Origin of the sequence: Niastella soli, assembly GCF_017742245.1 — a bacterium.
GTDB classification, from domain to species: Bacteria; Bacteroidota; Bacteroidia; order Chitinophagales; family Chitinophagaceae; genus Niastella; species Niastella soli.
In genome coordinates this window covers 225,778-243,975 of sequence record NZ_JAGHKO010000002.1, presented here as the reverse complement: position 1 = coordinate 243,975, position 18,198 = coordinate 225,778, and the positions used below count along the sequence as shown (strand labels likewise).

Genomic DNA, 18,198 nt, shown 5'->3' with positions numbered 1-18,198 from the left:
CTGGAAAACAATGACAAGTAAAATAGCCACAATAGGATTTTGTTTACTGATGTGTTCATTCAATGTCCAATCGCAGGAATTTGGGATAGACCTGAATGGCGGTATACAGGGATTACGTTTTGATATCACAGGCGGCAGCCAGGGTAAGCCCCAGGCGGGCGGCAGTGCAGGTGTACACTATATTTTTCCATTATCGGCACGCTTTGGCTTGCTGACGGGTATTGGTTGCGGCTATTACAATGCCAAAGCTACCCTTCAGGATGGTGCAACTTTTTCTTCCTGGCAAGTTGATAATGCCGGTTCTGCATTTCAATACAACATAAGCACAACAGGCTATACGGAAACCCAACATTTTTTTGGAGCGGGCATTCCTGTGATGCTTCAATATCATACCATTGGCAATAACACCCAATGGTATTTGAGCGCAGGCACAAAATTCATATTTCCATTCAACGCAAAAATAAAAGCCACAGCGCAACAGTTGAAGTTGTCAGGTTATTATCCCGACTTCAATGTAGAAGTGTTTAATGTACCTCAGCATGGTTTTGCTTCCTTAAGTAATTGGCAAAGTAGCCGGAATATTGAGTTAAAACCTACCGCCACACTCAGTGGTAGTACCAGTATCAGTTTTAAAATGGGCGAGCGTATGCGCCTTTATACAGGAGTGTATATTGATTTGGGCTTAACTGATATGAAAAAAACAGACAGCTATAATTCACTCATCATGTATAATCCAGGCGGCACTGCCAATCCACTGGCAGGCGGAGTATTTAGCAGTAGCAATACTGGTCAGGCAAAATTGTTTGCCTGCGGTCTGCAGATTAAGCTGGGCCTTGAGCGCAGAAAAAGAAAACCTGTTCAACAACCCAGTCTGGAACCGGTAATGGAAACGGCACAACAGGTAACCGCACAACCAGCAATACCATCGCAGGAGCAACCTAAACAATTTGTACCGGAAGAAACAGTTCAGGCGCCACCACCCCAACGGCCCATTAACCCGGTTATGAGTGTGGCAGATTCATCGGTATTTAAGCAACCTGTTACGTTTAGCGTGCTCGGACAAACAACCATACCAGAAAGTGCTTATCCACACCTTGACAGCGTGATTGCTATTCTCAATAAATATGCCGGTACGCATATTGAAATTGTTGGACATACCTGTAACATAGGCAGTGAAAGCGAAAATATAAAAGTGGGCGAAGAACGTGCAAGAACAGTAGCATCCTACCTGCAAAGTAAAGGGATCCCTTTTGAACGAATGCATATCCGCTCGTCAGGTCTAAGCGATCCCCTCGTGCCTAACAGCTCAACGCTTAACCGGCAGGTAAACAGAAGGGTAACCATAATATTGAAATGATAATAATATTTTCGATTAACTGAATAATGGTTAATTAAAATTTTCCTATAAAATGATTTACAGAAAGTATACGAAGAGAACAGATTCCAAAAAGTAATAATGGCCAAATACACATCTTTCAAACGTCTGCTTAAGAGGATCTTTTTATTATATCTTAAGTGATCCTGATTCGTATAACTTCTTTTGGGCAATTTAGTCTGAGCGGAAAAGTGTCACCAATGCCTTTGCTGATGATGAGGGTGGTGTCCCTCAGTTGTTTTCTATCCGTACAATATTTATAAAGTAAGCTTCCCGGAAAATAAGCGTTATTTATTGTTTTAAACAAAATAAACTGTCCACCATGTAAATGGCCTGCGAGAATCAAATCAATGCCTTCCATTTCCTTATCTTTTAACTTCTCCGGATTGTGGATCAAAACTATATTTTTTTCCAATGTATGCGTCTTTAAATAATGCCGCTTGTCCCAAGATGTAATATGGTAAGTGAATCCTGCACTGGATGTAAAAGAATAAATATCGCTTTCCACACAATGGCAATTGGGAATGCCCAGTAACAGATCCGCTATTCGTGAACCGTAAAAGAAATCATGATTTCCTCTGATAAATATTATTGGATAGGTAGGTGCGATCTCACATAAAAAATTCCGGAATAGGTAAGCGCCTCTGGGAATATCAAAATAATCTCCTGTAAAAAGAAGCAGTGCAGGATCGTTTTCAAAAATAATGGCTTTCAGCTTTTTCAAAATACCAGTCGAAAACCATGTATGAATGTCGCTAAAATGAAGTGCAGTAAGCGACTCAAGGCCGTTATGAAAGTCAACTGTTTCTTCTCTTATATATATATGCATCAGTTAATAATTAACGTGGGCCAGATAGACAATTGAGTAACTCATGATACAGCAGACAGTTGCTGTGTTGACTGATCGAAAAAGCGGCTCTTTGCCTATGTTAGTTCTTGTACAAAGTAAAGCCAGTAGCCAAAAGCCAGTTGAAAAGATAATATCCATCCAATCGAACCTGCCGTGTGCAAAGTGCAAAAGCTGACATAATTCCATGAATAAGGCTATCACTATGGGAACAAATATCAAATCCCATTTTCGTTTTCGAACTTCCAGGTAAAAAGGGTTCGAGGTCAGTGTAATACAAAACACCCATAAGCCTTCGGGTAAGGAATAAATAACAAAATTTGGCAGAGGTAGAGAACTGGTTATACGGGCTTTTAAAAAGGTATACATCTCCTGACGAAAGAGGAGGATAAAAAGCTGGTTTATCAGGGTTTTTTCTGTGCGATAAAAAACATAAATAAATAAACTGAGGAACAAGGATACCGACAGTATGGGAATATACTTTTTCAAGGTTTACAAAAGATAAGAAGTTTAAAATATGAGCTTTTCCCAAGCTCCGTTTGCATATGAAGAGAAAACCGTTTCAGTTCTTTTATATCAGTCAGGTGAAAGGAAGATCTAAAATGAAAAAGTGAAGAGAAAGGTTGAAACGCCCAATCGATATACCTGAGCCAATTGCCAGGGGTAAAATGGTTAAGGATGAACAACTTTCCGCCAGGCTTTAATACTTTATATATCTGCTTCAATAATTGTTCTGGATCTTTGGTGACAGCCAGCACATGGCAAATAACCACATAATCAAAAGATGCTTCTGGAAACAATAAATTTTCCCCATTCATGAGAAGTAATTGGGTATGCTCACTTTTAAAACGCTGCGCTTTGTGAAGCATGGCTTCAGAAATGTCGATTGCTACAATTTGATGAGAGCTATATAAAGATAAATGTGATCCATTGCCAATACCAATCTCCAGCAGTTTTCCGGGAGTACTGCTATTGACCGCTTCAATCAGCTTTTTTTTATAGCCATTTAAAAAGTAATCGATGGCCGGGTAAAAAAATGACAGGCAGTTATAAAAGGTACCAGTAGAATTATACACCTTTTTTGAATTTGAAAAGTGAAAAAAAGTAAATATGCGATTCGTGATTTAGCTAAAAGCTGTTGCATGCGTTGCTAAAGCAAGGCAGTAGGAGGCCATGGAAAGGCCACGTTCTACCCATTGAGCGCATTTAAGCTGCAGGCTAGAAATCTAATTTGTATGTTGGAAAGTACTTTGTAGTTCAAAGTTAATATAGAAATTACTACTACGCAAGAACTAAAGGAATTATTTATTTATGTAGTTCAATACAGGTTTATCAGCCGCAGCCTCCCTATTTCTTCAAATCAATCGTTCGGGTATACCTGCCTCCATTGCCACTCCTTTGCGTCCAGAAAATAGTAGCCCGATTAAAAGTAAGTGTGAGAATATATGCGTCGTTATAAATGGGGCTGAGATAGTCGAAATACAATCTTGAATTGGGGACCAGGTGATATTTAAAATCATTACCAGTATGACCAACCTCGTGAATATTAAGCGTACCATTACTCAAAAATTCATAATAATCTGCTGGTACTCCAAAATAAACACCGGGTAAAGGATATCCTTCCACCATTACAAAATTACCGTCGTTGGTAACAGAGTCCCGTATAATACTCCATTTTCCCAACAGCATGGTTGCTGAATCGGCAATAGCGCAGGTGACTGTGTATTGTTTAATAGTTCCATTTCCTGCAGTGACTGAATAAGAAACCGGTTTGGTAAAATCCTGCGCAGCTTTGCTGGCCGGAGAAATTGATTTTCCCATAAAAGAAATGTCAGGGATCAGATTTTTGAGGATCGTATTGGGGGGAAATAAACATTTTACAGAATCACTACTTAGCACACCTGCAATATCATAGGCCAGAGAAGGGTTATCAGCAGATCTAAATACAATCGACTGGATCTGTTTCGTGGTGTCGGTAGTTTTAGCTGGATTAGAGGTATCAGGATTGTCAGAATCGTTCTTTTGACAGCCAGATAACATATAACCAAGCAACAAAACAAAAAAAATGAAAAGCTTTCTCATATAGTACGAATATTTAGACAAGTTAATGTCCGTTATGAAAATAGCTTTCTGGTTTATGAATGTAAAATAAACAAAATCTGTTTGCGTGCGTAATTATTAACAAAACCGGGGTACATTTCGCAGACAAAAAGCGGTTTTATTGTATGTATCTTGAGTTTGCAATGGTATCTGAGGCTTCATCGGTCTATTTTATCCATTTTTCCAGTAGGTTGCAATGTGGGGACCTCGTTATGATCTAAAAATTTTCAAATAGCTCCATTAAATGGACGATATATATAAAGAAAAGTTAATGATCCTGCGGAAACGAATTCCAATTGGGCTTCGTGACGGCTTAATATTGATTGAGAAATTAAATGGGGACCTGGAAAAGGCAGAAAAGCAGTTTAAAGCCGAAATGGTTACCCTTGCCATTAACAAAACAGGGGTAACGTCGGAAGTAGCTATCGACCATTTAATAAAAAACCGCTTTGATATTACCCTGGCAATTAAAAGTATCAAAGAGGAACTTAAACGAATTGACGATGCACGTTATACAGTTGCCGAGCTAATTTTAAGAGATCACAAAAACAAAAGGGAAGATGCATTACTCAAAATAATGTATGCGGTGGAAGAACATTATAATTTAAAAAGAGAAAGCTGGCTATCGGTTGATAGTTTAAAAGCACTACCCAAGGAAGTTTATAGTTTTATGGTAATTATGGAATGGCTTCAATTTGAAGACTGGGAAGGATATGACTATGCCTTGTCATTTAATTTGGATTTGGTCGTTATACATATTAAGGACCAATTAGTACTTGCTGATCTGGCAAGTACCCTGCAATATGCAAGCAGCTTAAAGAACTTTATTTTCTCAAAAAATGAGAAAACGAAGGATATTCAGCATTATATAAATGCAAGTAACGAATTACGTGAACATAAAGAATATCAAAAATGTGAAGGAGACTTCAAAAGGCAAAGACCATTATTATTGGAACGGCTTTATGAATTTGTAGAAAACAATATAGCATGCTATCCCTAAATGTAAGGGCAGGCGACAGGCGGATGGACGGATTGTGCACAAAAAACACTAAAGATCATAGCGATGAAGTTACTACGTTTCAGTTCTTTAATAATTTTACTATTAACTTTTCTGCAAACTTCTGCACAGGATTCAAAAGTATATTTTAGGCTGGTAGATAGCATACTGACGACAGAAAATTCATCATCCCAGCTTTTTACAAAGCTTGACTCTTTTAAAGCAAAGTTCATTCCCTCCAGAAGCAGTATAGTTAACTATTTTGACAGAGATGTTGTTCGAAGAGATAATTATCCTGCATTTTAAATAGCAATTTGACTCAAAACTATGAATATACTCATACAGGAAATATGGACAGACCTGTACCAGGAACTGAAAAAATTTATTTCAAGTAAGGTTAAGGATAGTAACACTACCGAAGATCTTCTTCAAGACGTTTTTGTGAAAATTCAATTGAATATCCATACGCTTACCGACTGCACTAAACTTACTGCCTGGGTTTACCAAATAACAAGAAACACAATTGCCGATCATTACCGTAAATCAACAAATGTAGCAGTTCCGATTGACGGTTTTGACCTGGCAGAACAAGATAGTGACGAACCGCTATATCATTCTTTAAGTAATTGTATCAATCAGAAAATAAATAAGTTGTCTGAAAAATACAAACAGGCAATACTACTTACATATGTAAATGCTTACTCTCAAATTGAATTAGCGGAAAAGCTGAACATATCCTATTCTGGAGTGAAAACGAGGGTACAACGGGGCAGAGAGATGTTAAAGGACCTTATCTTATATTGTCCGAATGTTAAAGCAGACAGTATGGGAAATCTTATTGCATACGAGCCTCCCAGGAAATAAAATGCGTCTTTTTTCCTTTCCCCGCGTCCATAGATTATAAATGTTTCACAAATTAAAAAGCAAGTATGGACAATTCCAGAAAAATTGAAGTACAGATCCTTAATGCCTTTGTTGATAATAATAAGGGTGGAAATCCAGCCGGTGTTGTTTTAAATGCGGATAATCTGACAAATGAACAGAAATTAAAAATTGCAGCAAAAGTGGGATTATCAGAAACCGCTTTTGTCTCAAAATCAGAAATTGCCGACTTTAAACTTGATTTTTTTACGCCTACCCGTCAAATTGCTCATTGCGGCCATGCCACAATAGCAACATTTTCATATTTATCGCAGTCAGGGTTAATTAAAAACACGCTTTCCTCGAAAGAAACGATTGATGGAAAAAGAGAAATTTTATTACAGGGCGAATTGGCATTCATGGAGCAAAAAGCACCTGTATATAAGAATGTTGACAAGCAGGAAGCGCAAATTTTAAGATCATTGGGCCTGACAAAAAAAGATGTTTTAAAAGAAGCTCCCATTTCATTGGTCAATACAGGAAATTCATTTGTAATAGTACCGGTTAAGAATGTGGAGATCTTAAAAAATATCAAACCAGACCACACCTTAATATCACAAATAAGTGAAGAATTAGATTTGATCGGCTTTTATGTTTTTTGCACTGAAACCAGTAGTCCGATAAGAGATGCCAATACAAGAATGTTTGCGCCACGGTATGGGATAGAGGAAGAAGCGGCTACAGGAATGGCTGCAGGGCCACTTGCCTGCTATCTTTTTGACATAGTAGGGGTAAGAAAAGACCGGATGCTAATTGAACAGGGGTGGTTTATGAGACAACCATCGCCCAGTTTAATTATTGCTGACTTATCGCTGGACAACGGAAAAATATCAAAAATTATGGCAGGGGGAAAAGGGATCTTAATGACATCATTGTCAGTAAATATAGACTGAGCGGCCCCGATTATTTATTTAATTTACTGAAATGAAAACGGGTTGAGGCCATAGCTTCAACCCGTAACAGTATTAATTGGTTCAAGAGACGCTCCGTTCCTAATACCTTTTTAAAAATTATCTGTAGCACCAGCACCGCCGCTACTGCCGCCACCAAATTCAAAATTATTTCCAGGTTCTGGCGAGGGTGTTTGATGGAAGGTTTGCGCCACTATTATTGATTCCACTTGTAGTAATCCGGCTAATGCAGGGTCATTTGGTTCGGCATGCGTAAACCCGTGTTTGGGTGGTGTAAGGTATTTTGTAATAGCATATGCAATAATGATCATTATTACACCGCCAATGGTCATGGCTATTTCCAGGGGAGCCAGGTGATGATAATAACGGATGGTAAAGATGATCGCGGCAACCAGTATTAAACCGGTGCGTAACAAAATGACATCCCGTTTTTGTATTCCACGGAAAATATAAACAGCAGGGAGAAGAACGGTTGGGATCCAGAAAACCCAGCCGAATGGAACAGATTCCCCTTCTTTCAATTGAAGATCAAACAGGCTGTTACTGACCTCTCTTACGACAAAATAGTTTCCGGCTGCATACAAAATGACCAACGCAAGTATTTCTATTAGGGTACAGCAGAGTTTGTAATGTCTTAACCGGTTATTGTTGCTGAAATTTTTTGCCAACCGGTAAACAAAAAAGGAGATGGCCATGAGCAAAAAAGGCATGATGGTTTTGGCTATGTTACCCAACGGCGTTACAATATAAAATATGACAGTGAGCAAGGCCGCAAACGCCAATGCACCCATAAGCGCATTTCCGAACCGCAGCAGGAAATAAAAAGCAGGTATAAATATCAGTACTGCCTGGCTGATTGCAGTTTGCGGAGAAAAAAGTAGATTGACCGCACCAACAATGCCTGTTATGCATAACCATAACAAGGCGTCATCCATTCCAGAATGGTAATGTTTTTTCTCCCGGATTATAAATTCCAGGGCCACGTATAATCCCAATGAATAAATAAAGGTTAATATACCAAATGCTTTCTCAGAACTGTCAAGGATCATTAAACATATGATCCCAAAAAACATAAGCCCAATTATGATGGTTAGCAGAAACAACCCAAAACGTATAAATGAATTGGGGATGTACAAATTATAAGGGTATGCTTTAAATACGGCTTCGGCCTCTTCTTTTGAAATGAGTTGCTGATCGAATGCAGCTATTGCTTCCTCGTTGATCAGTAAATTGTCGAGTGATGTATGGTTATATGCGATCATTTTACTTCATTTTTTTGTTCATCCGGGAAAGAAATACAATAGCCGCTGTGGCCGAACCAATAAAATACATTAATATAATAAATGCAATCCCAAGGTCAATCCTGAGCGATAGCAGGCCCCGTACGATCACATAACTGATGCCAATGTATCCGTAAAGCGTTAGCAGGAGTATATAATAAAATAAGCCTGTAGCGAGTGCTCTTTTATAGAAGTAAAATACTGTCCCTGCCAGCGGCAACAACCAAAGTGGGTAAAAATCTTCGAAGTGGATCATGCCTGCCAGACAAGAAATGAACAGGATGTTCATGCCAAAGTTGACATAGGTAAACTCAAAATGTGCTTTTATGTTACGCCGTTGGCTGAACCATGCTATTACTGTAAGTGCCACTCCTAATAATAACCCGGTAAAAATGAGTTCTGTATTGTCAAAATTGTTTGACTGTAATATATTCATTGGTGTTATGGCAATGCCTGCCCAGGCAGCCAGGTTGGTGATAGCCATACTTAAAACGCCTAAGTGGTCGAAGTAATAGGCGCAAAAAAACAGTATGACCATCGGGATAAACGTAGCCAGTCCGTACGCATTTCCAAAGGTGGTGTATTGCACCTGCAGATAGGTGATAAAAGTAACCAGGGTGATACATCCCAGCAACAGAATATAATCAAAAAAAGAGTTGGGCGCCGGTACCCTGGTAGTAGCAAAAGGAAGTTTTTTGCGTTCGCAATAAACGAAGCTGCTTACGCATATCAATGCTATTATGGCCAGTATAACCTGATGGCCGATGGTGTCTATGTTTTTATAGATCAGGATCCCTAGTCCGCCTGTGAGCAGGAGTATACCCAGGTATAAGATCGTTTTTAATTCCCAATGCACAGAGAATAGCCTGGAGCCGGCCCTTTGCTTTACTTTTTGAAGGGAGAGATCTGATAGCAGGCCTTCCTGATGTAATCGTTCAAATAGAGGTATGTTCACGTATAGGAGCTTTATTAACTAGAGTAAATATAGAAATTTTAAAGCAAAGCCCCGACGGTTCCGTCGGGGCTTTTATAAGTTTTTGAATGCTATTGATGCTTATTCTTTTACAAAACGGGAGGTATAACTTCCGGCGTTGCTGACCAACTGTACTATGTATACGCCTTTAGCCAGGGCTGCGGCGGGTATGCTGTACTGATTGGCACCGGTTTGCGCTGCAAATACATGCTGGTAAACCAGGCTGCCTTTGCTGTTTAGGACGCGAACACCAACCGTTTCTATGCTGTTAGCATGGTATGCCAGGGTAAGCGTTGATCTTACCGGGTTGGGATAAACGGTAAGTGCCGAAGACGCCGCATTTTCCTGCATATTAACCCGGGCAATATTGCTCATGGTTACATTACCAGCAACATCGAATTGTTTTACACGATAATAATTCCAGGCAGCCAGTGGTGCATTATCGTTCAGTTGATAATCAATGTGTGAGCTGAAGCTGTTTTGTACGGGCACCGTGCCGATCAGTTCATTAAAGTTAGTGCCATCAGCAGAACGCCAGATCTCGAAATAGCTGGTTTTCTCAGAAGAAGTATTTGCCCATTTCAGATTAACAGCATTGTCTGCTTTGGTGGCAGTTAAGGGTAGCAGTTGAGCCGATGTCAACACGGCGGTAACCATTACCTGCAAATTATTGGCGCTTGCATTACCGCACAAAGCAGATGGATTAAACAATAATACATCTCTGAATGAGGCGTAGGAGGACCCTACATAAGTACCCAATGTTGCTAAAGAAACTGCATTGGAATAGGAGAGCCCATAGATTGTATAAGTGGAACCTACGGGGTAACTGGCAGCATTGCTGAGGTCAGCGCTGGGATCGAAGGCTTTGATAAGACCGGTAGCATTGTCAACGATAACATAAGTATAGTTGAAACCGGCGCCGGGATTAGGTGTATTATTGAACAGTCCGCCACCCGCTGGTGGAGTAACACTAATTGTATAGTTGGCTGTTAAGCTGGGGAAGCCAACGTCGAACGTGCCCACTGCCATGGTATAATAGATACCTGCGGTTAAAGTAGCTGAATAACTGTTTATAGTAGAGCCATCGGACAGGGTGCTGGAATTAATAAAATTAGTACAGGGAACACTGGCGTTAAAATTACCTGAAACAAGTACAAAAGTAATATCAGGGTCTGTACCGCCGGCGCGGTTAAATGTATAAGAACCAGTTACACCTGGCGTAAACTGATAGGTATCGTATCTGAAAACATTTCCCCCATAGTACACGCACGAACTGCCTGATACATCTCTTGTTACCAGACCGGTACTTGGGTCAGCGGGAGCCAGTTGGCCGCTGATAGGAACAGCTGCACCATATACAGGCGACAGGCTCAGATCGAGCGATGCATTGCCGGCTGCGGCCGTTACAGACGCGCCCGGTGTAAAGGTGGCACCGTTGGCAGAACAACTGCTGCTGATCGTAATAGTAGCGCTGTTGATATTGAAAAAGATATTACCCCTGGCTTTTACCATTACACGACCTAATGAGGTAGGTAAATTGGGAACGGTAAAGGTTTCCGTACCATCGTTGGCTGTGTTGGCTACCAGGGTGTCGGTATAGGTAACACCGCCATCTTTGGAGAGTATGATATCGACATTGGAACAGTTAACAGGGGCAGCATTGGTACCGGCAACATTCCAGGTAACGGTTGCGGTATTGGAACCATTGGCCGTCCAGGTGGTGGTGGCATTTTGTGAAGTAACGGTAAATGCTCCGCCGGCAGCACTGGTATTTACTGTTACGGTTGTTTGCGCAGTACAACCGCCACCGCTTGCTGCATCGCGTACCATCACCTGAAAGTGCAGCGCGCGACTAATGCTCGGCAGCACATCAAAAGGATGGGCAGCGCCGCTAACCAGGTCCGACATCCGGGGGAATACCCGGGTATTGGTGGTTGTAGGCGGATAAGACCGGAAGAGTGGTCCCGTTGCCGCCGCCGCAGATGGCGTGCCTGATGTGGCAGCTGATGGCGCATCCAGTTGTTCCCAGCAATAATATAAAGTAGCGTTATTGGCATCTGTACCGGTAGCTGTAAGCATAAACGGCGTTGATACAGGAATGGTATAAGCTGCTGCTGCTACTGATACCGCAGGCGCTGCATTGCTCATGGGCGTGGGTGTTCGGCACGTGGCTGAGTTGACAGAGTAGTTAGCGATCTGCAAAATGCTGTAGCCATGAAAATACAGGTCAGAATTATTCTGATAAGCATCGGGCAATCCACAGGAACCTGCATAAGCCATGATGGTAGAACCACCACCAGGTTCATAACCGGTAGGAGGGTTCACATTGCCACCACCGCAGGAAGAGTTACCAGAAGCCATTGTGTGGTCAGCGCTGAACATGTGCGCCATTTCGTGGGCTACCGTACCGGTAAAGATCGGGCCTTGCGGACCGTTGGTAGGATTACTGCCGGTACCAAATGTAAGCCCGGCCGCAGCTCCGCCTTTCAAACTATTGTTACAAACAGCACTCATGTAGGCCAAACCACCGTTCCAGGCCCTGTTTAAAAGGATCCCCTGATCATAATTGGCACTTCCCAGCACCATATCAAGCCTGGCCGTATTGTCATCTAAGATACCCATATCAGGAAAACCTACGGTGATATAAGGATCGGTTGCCGGGTCGGTAAAAATGAGGCTGTTGTTAGTTACCAGCGTAAAAGTAATACCCGCATCACGTTCGTAAATGGCGGTTACGTCGTTTACCAGAATGCCGATATAGGTCAACGCCTGGGCTTGCGATCCGGCCCATTGAGTGTATTCACCGGTAGCCGCAACTGCCAGCCGGTAATTACGCAGGCTGCAATCGCTGGCGAGCACGCTTGCTACGCGGGCGCCGGCACCGGTTTTACCTTCTACCACTTCTTTCGCACCACACTGTACAGGCTTGGTAACAGGCTGGTCCTTTACATAATACACCATATGTACATCAGGATAATCAGGGCTTACAGGACTGATGTAAGCGCTGCCTTTATCGGTAAATATCAATCCGGAAATCCCTTGCGATGTAATGCTTATTCGACCCTGCAGTACATTGGTGGCCGGGTCTTTTAATTCGTAGGTTTTGAATCCGGTTAGTTGTTTGCTGAGGTCATTTGATAATATGGGTGACTCTATAAGACCACTTGCCAAAGATTGTCCGGCAACAGGCAGTGGAAAAGATATACCTGCTGGTGATACATTGGAACGCTCCCCCAGCTTTACCAACGGCGTCCGTAGTTGCAACTGTTTAAGCTGGCTGCGATTCAACTTTACCAGCTCAAAATTATCGGGCAACGGTGAAGCTGTTGAACGGCCATTAAAGTAAGGTTGAATACTGTTTTTGGAAACCGGGGTCCAGAGGCCGTCTTGCGCCATAGCATGCAAGATGGGAAGGCATGTCCCTAGAGACAGCAGCAGTCTGCGGATCATAGCGTATTGGATGTTTAAGGGGTTTGTATTGCAAAAATGTATAATATTAAAGTAGTATACATCTGCCTGGCTTCAACGTTTTTATGCTTTTTTTATTTCATGTATGCACCCTGGGTTATCCACGAGGCCCATTATCTGTTTACCATACAACTTTAGTGGTATCGTGCATAGTTCAGGCAAAATAATTATCGGTATAAGGAATCTTAATTTTAATTTAGATCGTAAGAGGAAGTATTTAGTGTTAAATGCAGTCCTATGGCGCTTTACATGGACATTCATATTATCCCGGGCATAAATGCAAAGGACGTTGCGGAAGCTCACCAGAAAGATATTCTTCTGCAGGAGCAGCATCAATGCAAATGCATGACCTATTGGATTGATGAAGAAAGGAATAATGTTTTTTGCCTTATTGAAGCACCGGATAAAGAATCCGTATCGGCTTTACATCAACATTCACATGGGCTTGTGCCTCACAAGGTCATTGAAGTAAATCCGGAACTGGTTGAATCGTTTTTGGGCAGGTTGCATGATCCTGTAAATGCACCTACAACAGACGAGGGGTTGAAGATCTTCCATGATTCTTCTTATCGAATTCTTCTTTTCATTACTACCAAAGACCCGGCCCTGATACGCTACCAACTGGGTATTGAAAAAGCAAACGAAATATTGAGCAATTGTACGAATGTGATAAGGCAGAACCTGGCTGCATTCGATGGACGGGAAGTAGAACACCCGGGTACTGGCTTTATTGCTTCCTTTACGGCTGCATCCAAAGCCGTGTCGTGCGCGTTATCTGTTCAGGCGGCAGCCATACAGCCCGATTTGAAGGCCACGGGTTTAAAGATCGGCATCAATGCCGGAGATCCGGTTGCTAACCTCAACCACCTTTTTGGTGATACTATTCAATTTGCCCGGCGTTTATGTTTCATCTCCTGCGAAACCCACATAGCCATTTCATCAGCTGTTAAAGAGCTGGCAAAAGATCAATTTCAAAAGCCGGCAAATAACATCATATGCCTGGCGCCGCCCGACGAAATTTTGCTGGAACTATTATTCAGTAAGCTGGAAGAGAACTGGCAAAACCCCGGCTTTACTATTAGTGAATTTTGCCAGGTCATGGCCATGAGCCAATCACAGCTGTACCGGAAAACGGTTGAGCTCACGGGCATGTCGCCCAATATATTTTTAAAGGAATTCAGGTTGGAGAAAGCAAAGGAATTGTTGACCCAACAACGATACAGTATTTCGCAAATAACTTTTGATGCCGGCTTTACCAGTCCTTCCTACTTCACCAAATGTTTTAAAAAGACCTACGGCCTGCTGCCTATAGATTATCTTGATCTGCTGCGTTGATCGATTTGTTCTATGTTTTGAAGGATTTATTTCAGACTGCATTACTCCGCATTTATTTTGATTCAGGATTGATATTCATTGAACGATCTGTTATACAACTTTCGTGGTTGTTGGATGTAGCTTTGGTTATCAGAAACAAATAAAAAAAAAGCCATGAAAGACACTATTTCTTACAGCGCATTGATGTTTGTAGTTCTCTTATTGTGCGGTTTTACAGGGAAGGCCCAAACCAGTTCTCTTAACGAATTAAAAAAAAAACCAACGATCATGAAAACTTATGTGATTGAGCGGGAGATTCCCGGCCTGGGCAAATGGACTCCTGAACAACTAAAAAGTGCTTCTCAAACTTCCTGTAACGTATTGACGGAGCTGGGGCCCAAAATTGAATGGGTACACAGTTATGTCACTGGCAACAAAATGTATTGCATTTACAGGGCCGAAAACCCGGAACTGATCAAAGAGCATGCAAAAAAAGGAGGTTTTCCCGCAAACTCCATCAGTGAGGTCACCGAGGTCATTAGTCCGGCAACAGCAACGGCCGCAGTCACGCCCGCAGCTAACTAACGGGAACAATATAGCCATGAATACGGAAGTAGCTGAAAATGCTGCTTCCGTTTTTATTTTCAGCATGTGAAAAAAAGGAGATATTTTCCGTTCTGAAATAATAAATGAGCACCGACTTAATTCTACAACATGTTGCGCGGTACATTCAGCTGGATAAAAACGAAGAGGAGCTGTTTATTTCCCTTCTTCAACAGAAAACAATACCGCGAAAAGGTTTTCTGCTTCGGCAGGGCGACGTCTGCAAAACGGAGAATTTTATTATTAAAGGCTGTTTGCGAACCTATTCAATTGATGAGAATGGGGTTGAACACATTGTAATGTTTGGTATGGAAGACTGGTGGGTGGGTGATCTGTATAGTTTTTTAACACAGTCTCCAGCCAGTTATTTCATAGATGCATTGGATGAAACAACCATCCTGCAGATCAGTAAACCGCATCTGGACCGGTTATATGAGCAGGTACCCAAATTCGAACGATTCTTTCGCATTCTGTTACAAAATGCTTTTATAGCCCAGCAAAACCGCATTAATCAAAACCTGGCATACACAGCAGAACAACGTTATCTGGAATTTATACGAAGGTACCCACAACTTGAACTGCGCATTCCACAGCGGCAGATCGCTGCTTATTTAGGTATTACCCCCGTTTTTTTAAGTATGCTTCGTAAAAAGTTTGCCTCGAAATAACCATTAAAGTAGTTTAATTTTTTTCACTACCGGCTTTCATTCATTTGCATCAAATAACAATAACATGATGCAATCGATTTTCAAAACAAACAACGATTATACGGGCTTTATTATCAGGTTAACGATAGGGTTGATCCTGTTCCCGCATGGCGCCCAGAAAATGCTGGGTCTGTTTGGCGGCCCTGGTTTTTCGGGCGAAATGGATTTTCTTATGGGTACGGTACACTTATCCTGGCTGATAGCCTTTCTGGTTATTGTGATTGAATTTGTGGGGGCCCTCTCGTTCATTGTTGGTTTTAGCAGCAGGATCTGGGCTGTTTTAACGATCATCCTGATGCTTGGTATTATCTTCAGCTCGCATCTTGAAAACGGCTTTTTCATGAACTGGTTTGGCAATCAAAAAGGAGAGGGGTATGAATACCACTTATTGGTGATCGGGCTTTGTTTGGCCACCCTCTGTAACGGCAGCGGCCGGCTTTCTGTCGATGGCATCTTGCTTTCCAATATTTCAAAGAACTGACACACGTAGCAACAGATCATAACCGGTAATGATGTGTAGCCTTGTGCAATACAAAGGTAAGATGGTTTTTTACTGAAAATATAACAGTGACGGCTATACCCGTCTATAACCGTCTATAATGTTCTCTATAGTACTGTATTGTTCGAGGTAGGTCTGTAATGCGCCGGGGAGGGCTAAAGTGGTCTATAGGTGTCTTAAATGGTCATGGTAAAAACCGGGTATTGTTTGGTTTGTGCCGGTATCACTGGGGGATTGCTGCGCATGTTGTTCGGAAGTTGTTCGGACCCGCCCTGAGGATGTTCGGGTGTTCCCGGGGGAAACCCGAACAAAGTCCGAACAATGTCAACAAGAAACCCACCGCAATACCGGCAAAAAACCGGTAAAAAGGCGGATAAAAGGTGGGTTCTCGGCCAGCTGGCGGAGAGCTCGCCTTACTGAAGCGAACTTTACAGTTTAGGAGCGTATCTTTAAGCAGCAATAAATACTTCAAAAATTCCTGCTATATGAACCATCACTGGATACAACACCCGGTAATTTTAAAAGGAACTACGGTTGACCTGCTGCCGTTAGAAGAAGGATTGCTGGAACAATTGTATATAGCTGCAGCAGATCCGGAAATATGGAAACTGGTGCCGTTTGATTGTTCTGAACGGGAAATGTTTTATAAAGCGTACACCGTTGCTTTGTCGGAACGGGAAAAGGGGACACAATACCCGTTTGTAATCCTTCATAAGCCAACCAACCGGCTAATTGGTTCCACCCGCTTTTTTGAAATATACCCTGATGATAAAAAGCTGGAAATTGGCTGGACGTGGATTGGCCGGGAGTTTTGGGGCACCACCGTGAATTTTGAATGCAAGCTGTTATTGCTTACCTACTGCTTCGAAGTACTGCATGCAAACAGGGTGCAGTTAAAAACAAAGGACACCAATTTTCGATCGAGAAAAGCTATTGAAAAAATCGGCGGAGTGTTTGAAGGTATTCTACGAAAAGACCGCATTCAGGGTGATGGTACCACCCGGAATGCGGCCTATTACAGTATTTTAGACGACGAATGGGCTGCTGCCAAAGTAAAAATTGAACAACAAATTGCCGAACGTTCTGCCTGATATTTACTGTTGTTGCGAAAAAAAGTAAATAGCGACTATCACTAACAGTACTGCAATAACAGTAAGTACTACCTTGGCGGCTGATACAGGTTTTGAACCGTAGATCTTACCTGTTTGACCGTTTACCAAAAAATGATATTGCTTGTTCTTATACAGATAAGAGCAAACCCAAAGCGGCAACAGAATGTGTTTATAGGTTTGATTGTCGTACGAGGTACTCACCTGTACATTACGATAGGTATCAATGCGACATTCATTAACACAGGCGTCATAGATCTCCTGTTCCATATATTTTTCCGCCTTGGCATAGCCATCACTTACTGAAATGTCATACACGTCGGCCTGGAAACCAGATAAGTAACGGGCGTCGAAATTTACCAGCTCTTCCAGTTTAAAAGGAAAAATGCTTTCATATTCTTTTTGCGATAACTCATTGGCCCCGCCGATAAGGATATCGTCAAATGAAGTGTTATAGGTACCTGAACGGTAGATCCATTCTGTTCTTTGTTCCTGTCTGGTGGTTCTGTTGCCATTGGCATCTCTGTCTTCTACCGTAACGTAGTAGTGTCTGCCGCCTTCACCTGTCCATTCACTAAAGGTTTGGGCATCGTAGGTCCAGAAGGGTAGGTAGATGCCATGCAACGCATCCTGCCGGGCAAATTCTTTTAGATCACCGGGTGCCCACCAACCCCTGCCCAACCAGTTTTTAAATATAGTGATGGATTGTTGTTTGTCTATCCCAAAAGGAATGATGCCAGATGGCTGTATCAGTCGCGTTTTGTAAGCGACCGGGTTCACTGCCTCGAAGTTGCAAAAGCTGCAGGTGAATGTGGGCGTTTCTGAAATGAATACCGATTCAGAGCCACAGCGGCCACATTTGTAAACCATTTGCTCTATGGCGGCATCAGGATCGCCCGTTACAGATAACTGTTGCCGCAGGCTTTTTTCCCTGATCTGATTGTTTGATTGATCGATAGCCACCTGCGTGCCGCAGTATTTGCATTCCAGTTTTTGATGTTCAGGATTGAAATATAATTGCGCATTGCATCCCGGGCATGGGAATAGCAATAAGGAGTCGTTTTGTACTTTTTCCATAAGATTGTTCAGCCAAC

Annotated in this window: 16 protein-coding genes; 9 read left to right on the top strand and 7 right to left on the bottom strand. The window is 42.0% G+C overall.

The window, feature by feature from the left end:
* Positions 1-10: 10 nt before the first annotated feature.
* On the top strand, positions 11-1,357 hold the full coding sequence (locus tag J7I42_RS13555) for an OmpA family protein (RefSeq protein WP_209139358.1): 1,347 nt from the start codon (positions 11-13) through the stop codon (positions 1,355-1,357).
* 154 nt (positions 1,358-1,511) lie between these two features.
* Here J7I42_RS13555 and J7I42_RS13550 read toward each other — a convergent pair whose 3' ends face one another.
* From J7I42_RS13550 to J7I42_RS13540, 3 genes are all read right to left on the bottom strand, one after another.
* On the bottom strand, positions 1,512-2,204 hold the full coding sequence (locus J7I42_RS13550) for a metallophosphoesterase (protein ID WP_209139357.1): 693 nt from the start codon (positions 2,202-2,204) through the stop codon (positions 1,512-1,514).
* Positions 2,205-2,707: 503 nt separating this feature from the next.
* On the bottom strand, positions 2,708-3,298 hold the full coding sequence (locus J7I42_RS13545; protein ID WP_209139356.1) for a class I SAM-dependent methyltransferase: 591 nt from the start codon (positions 3,296-3,298) through the stop codon (positions 2,708-2,710).
* A gap of 271 nt (positions 3,299-3,569) precedes the next feature.
* Positions 3,570-4,304, bottom strand: a complete 735-nt coding sequence (locus J7I42_RS13540; RefSeq protein ID WP_209139355.1) for a DUF5018 domain-containing protein — start codon at positions 4,302-4,304, stop codon at positions 3,570-3,572.
* Positions 4,305-4,566: 262 nt separating this feature from the next.
* Between J7I42_RS13540 and J7I42_RS13535 the strand changes: the two genes are divergently transcribed.
* The 3 genes from J7I42_RS13535 to J7I42_RS13525 all read left to right on the top strand — a co-directional run bounded on the left by J7I42_RS13535 (position 4,567) and on the right by J7I42_RS13525 (position 7,133).
* Positions 4,567-5,322 (top strand): hypothetical protein, encoded by a 756-nt coding sequence (locus J7I42_RS13535; RefSeq protein WP_209139354.1) that lies wholly within the window; start codon positions 4,567-4,569, stop codon positions 5,320-5,322.
* A gap of 324 nt (positions 5,323-5,646) precedes the next feature.
* Positions 5,647-6,183: an RNA polymerase sigma factor SigZ gene (sigZ, locus tag J7I42_RS13530; RefSeq protein WP_209139353.1), complete on the top strand. Its 537-nt coding sequence runs from the start codon at positions 5,647-5,649 to the stop codon at positions 6,181-6,183.
* Between the two features lie 65 nt (positions 6,184-6,248).
* A complete protein-coding gene (locus J7I42_RS13525) occupies positions 6,249-7,133 on the top strand; it encodes a PhzF family phenazine biosynthesis protein (protein ID WP_209139352.1) in 885 nt (294 codons plus the stop codon).
* Between the two features lie 110 nt (positions 7,134-7,243).
* On the opposite strand, the gene J7I42_RS13520 is transcribed toward J7I42_RS13525, so the two are convergent.
* From J7I42_RS13520 to J7I42_RS13510, 3 genes are all read right to left on the bottom strand, one after another.
* Positions 7,244-8,413: a hypothetical protein gene (locus J7I42_RS13520; protein ID WP_209139351.1), complete on the bottom strand. Its 1,170-nt coding sequence runs from the start codon at positions 8,411-8,413 to the stop codon at positions 7,244-7,246.
* Between the two features lies 1 nt (position 8,414).
* A complete protein-coding gene (locus tag J7I42_RS13515) occupies positions 8,415-9,386 on the bottom strand; it encodes a DUF2157 domain-containing protein (RefSeq protein WP_209139350.1) in 972 nt (323 codons plus the stop codon).
* Positions 9,387-9,485: 99 nt separating this feature from the next.
* Positions 9,486-12,800 (bottom strand): zinc-dependent metalloprotease, encoded by a 3,315-nt coding sequence (locus J7I42_RS13510; RefSeq protein WP_209139349.1) that lies wholly within the window; start codon positions 12,798-12,800, stop codon positions 9,486-9,488.
* A gap of 309 nt (positions 12,801-13,109) precedes the next feature.
* On the opposite strand from J7I42_RS13510, the gene J7I42_RS13505 reads away from it, so the two are divergent.
* The 5 genes from J7I42_RS13505 (at position 13,110) to J7I42_RS13485 (ending at position 17,086) form a co-directional block, all read left to right on the top strand.
* Positions 13,110-14,207 carry a nickel-binding protein gene (locus tag J7I42_RS13505; RefSeq protein ID WP_209139348.1) on the top strand — a complete coding sequence of 366 codons (1,098 nt, stop codon included), beginning with the start codon at positions 13,110-13,112 and terminating at the stop codon, positions 14,205-14,207.
* A gap of 153 nt (positions 14,208-14,360) precedes the next feature.
* Positions 14,361-14,771, top strand: coding sequence for a DUF4242 domain-containing protein (locus tag J7I42_RS13500; protein WP_209139347.1), 411 nt, complete (start codon positions 14,361-14,363; stop codon positions 14,769-14,771).
* 104 nt (positions 14,772-14,875) lie between these two features.
* A complete protein-coding gene (locus tag J7I42_RS13495; RefSeq protein ID WP_209139346.1) occupies positions 14,876-15,457 on the top strand; it encodes a Crp/Fnr family transcriptional regulator in 582 nt (193 codons plus the stop codon).
* Positions 15,458-15,521: 64 nt separating this feature from the next.
* Entirely contained in the window at positions 15,522-15,977 is a 456-nt protein-coding gene (locus J7I42_RS13490) for a DoxX family protein (RefSeq protein WP_209139345.1), read from the top strand.
* Between the two features lie 503 nt (positions 15,978-16,480).
* Positions 16,481-17,086 carry a GNAT family N-acetyltransferase gene (locus J7I42_RS13485; protein ID WP_209139344.1) on the top strand — a complete coding sequence of 202 codons (606 nt, stop codon included), beginning with the start codon at positions 16,481-16,483 and terminating at the stop codon, positions 17,084-17,086.
* A 3-nt stretch (positions 17,087-17,089) separates the two neighbouring features.
* Here J7I42_RS13485 and J7I42_RS13480 read toward each other — a convergent pair whose 3' ends face one another.
* Positions 17,090-18,181, bottom strand: a complete 1,092-nt coding sequence (locus tag J7I42_RS13480; RefSeq protein ID WP_209139343.1) for a hypothetical protein — start codon at positions 18,179-18,181, stop codon at positions 17,090-17,092.
* Positions 18,182-18,198: the final 17 nt, after the last annotated feature.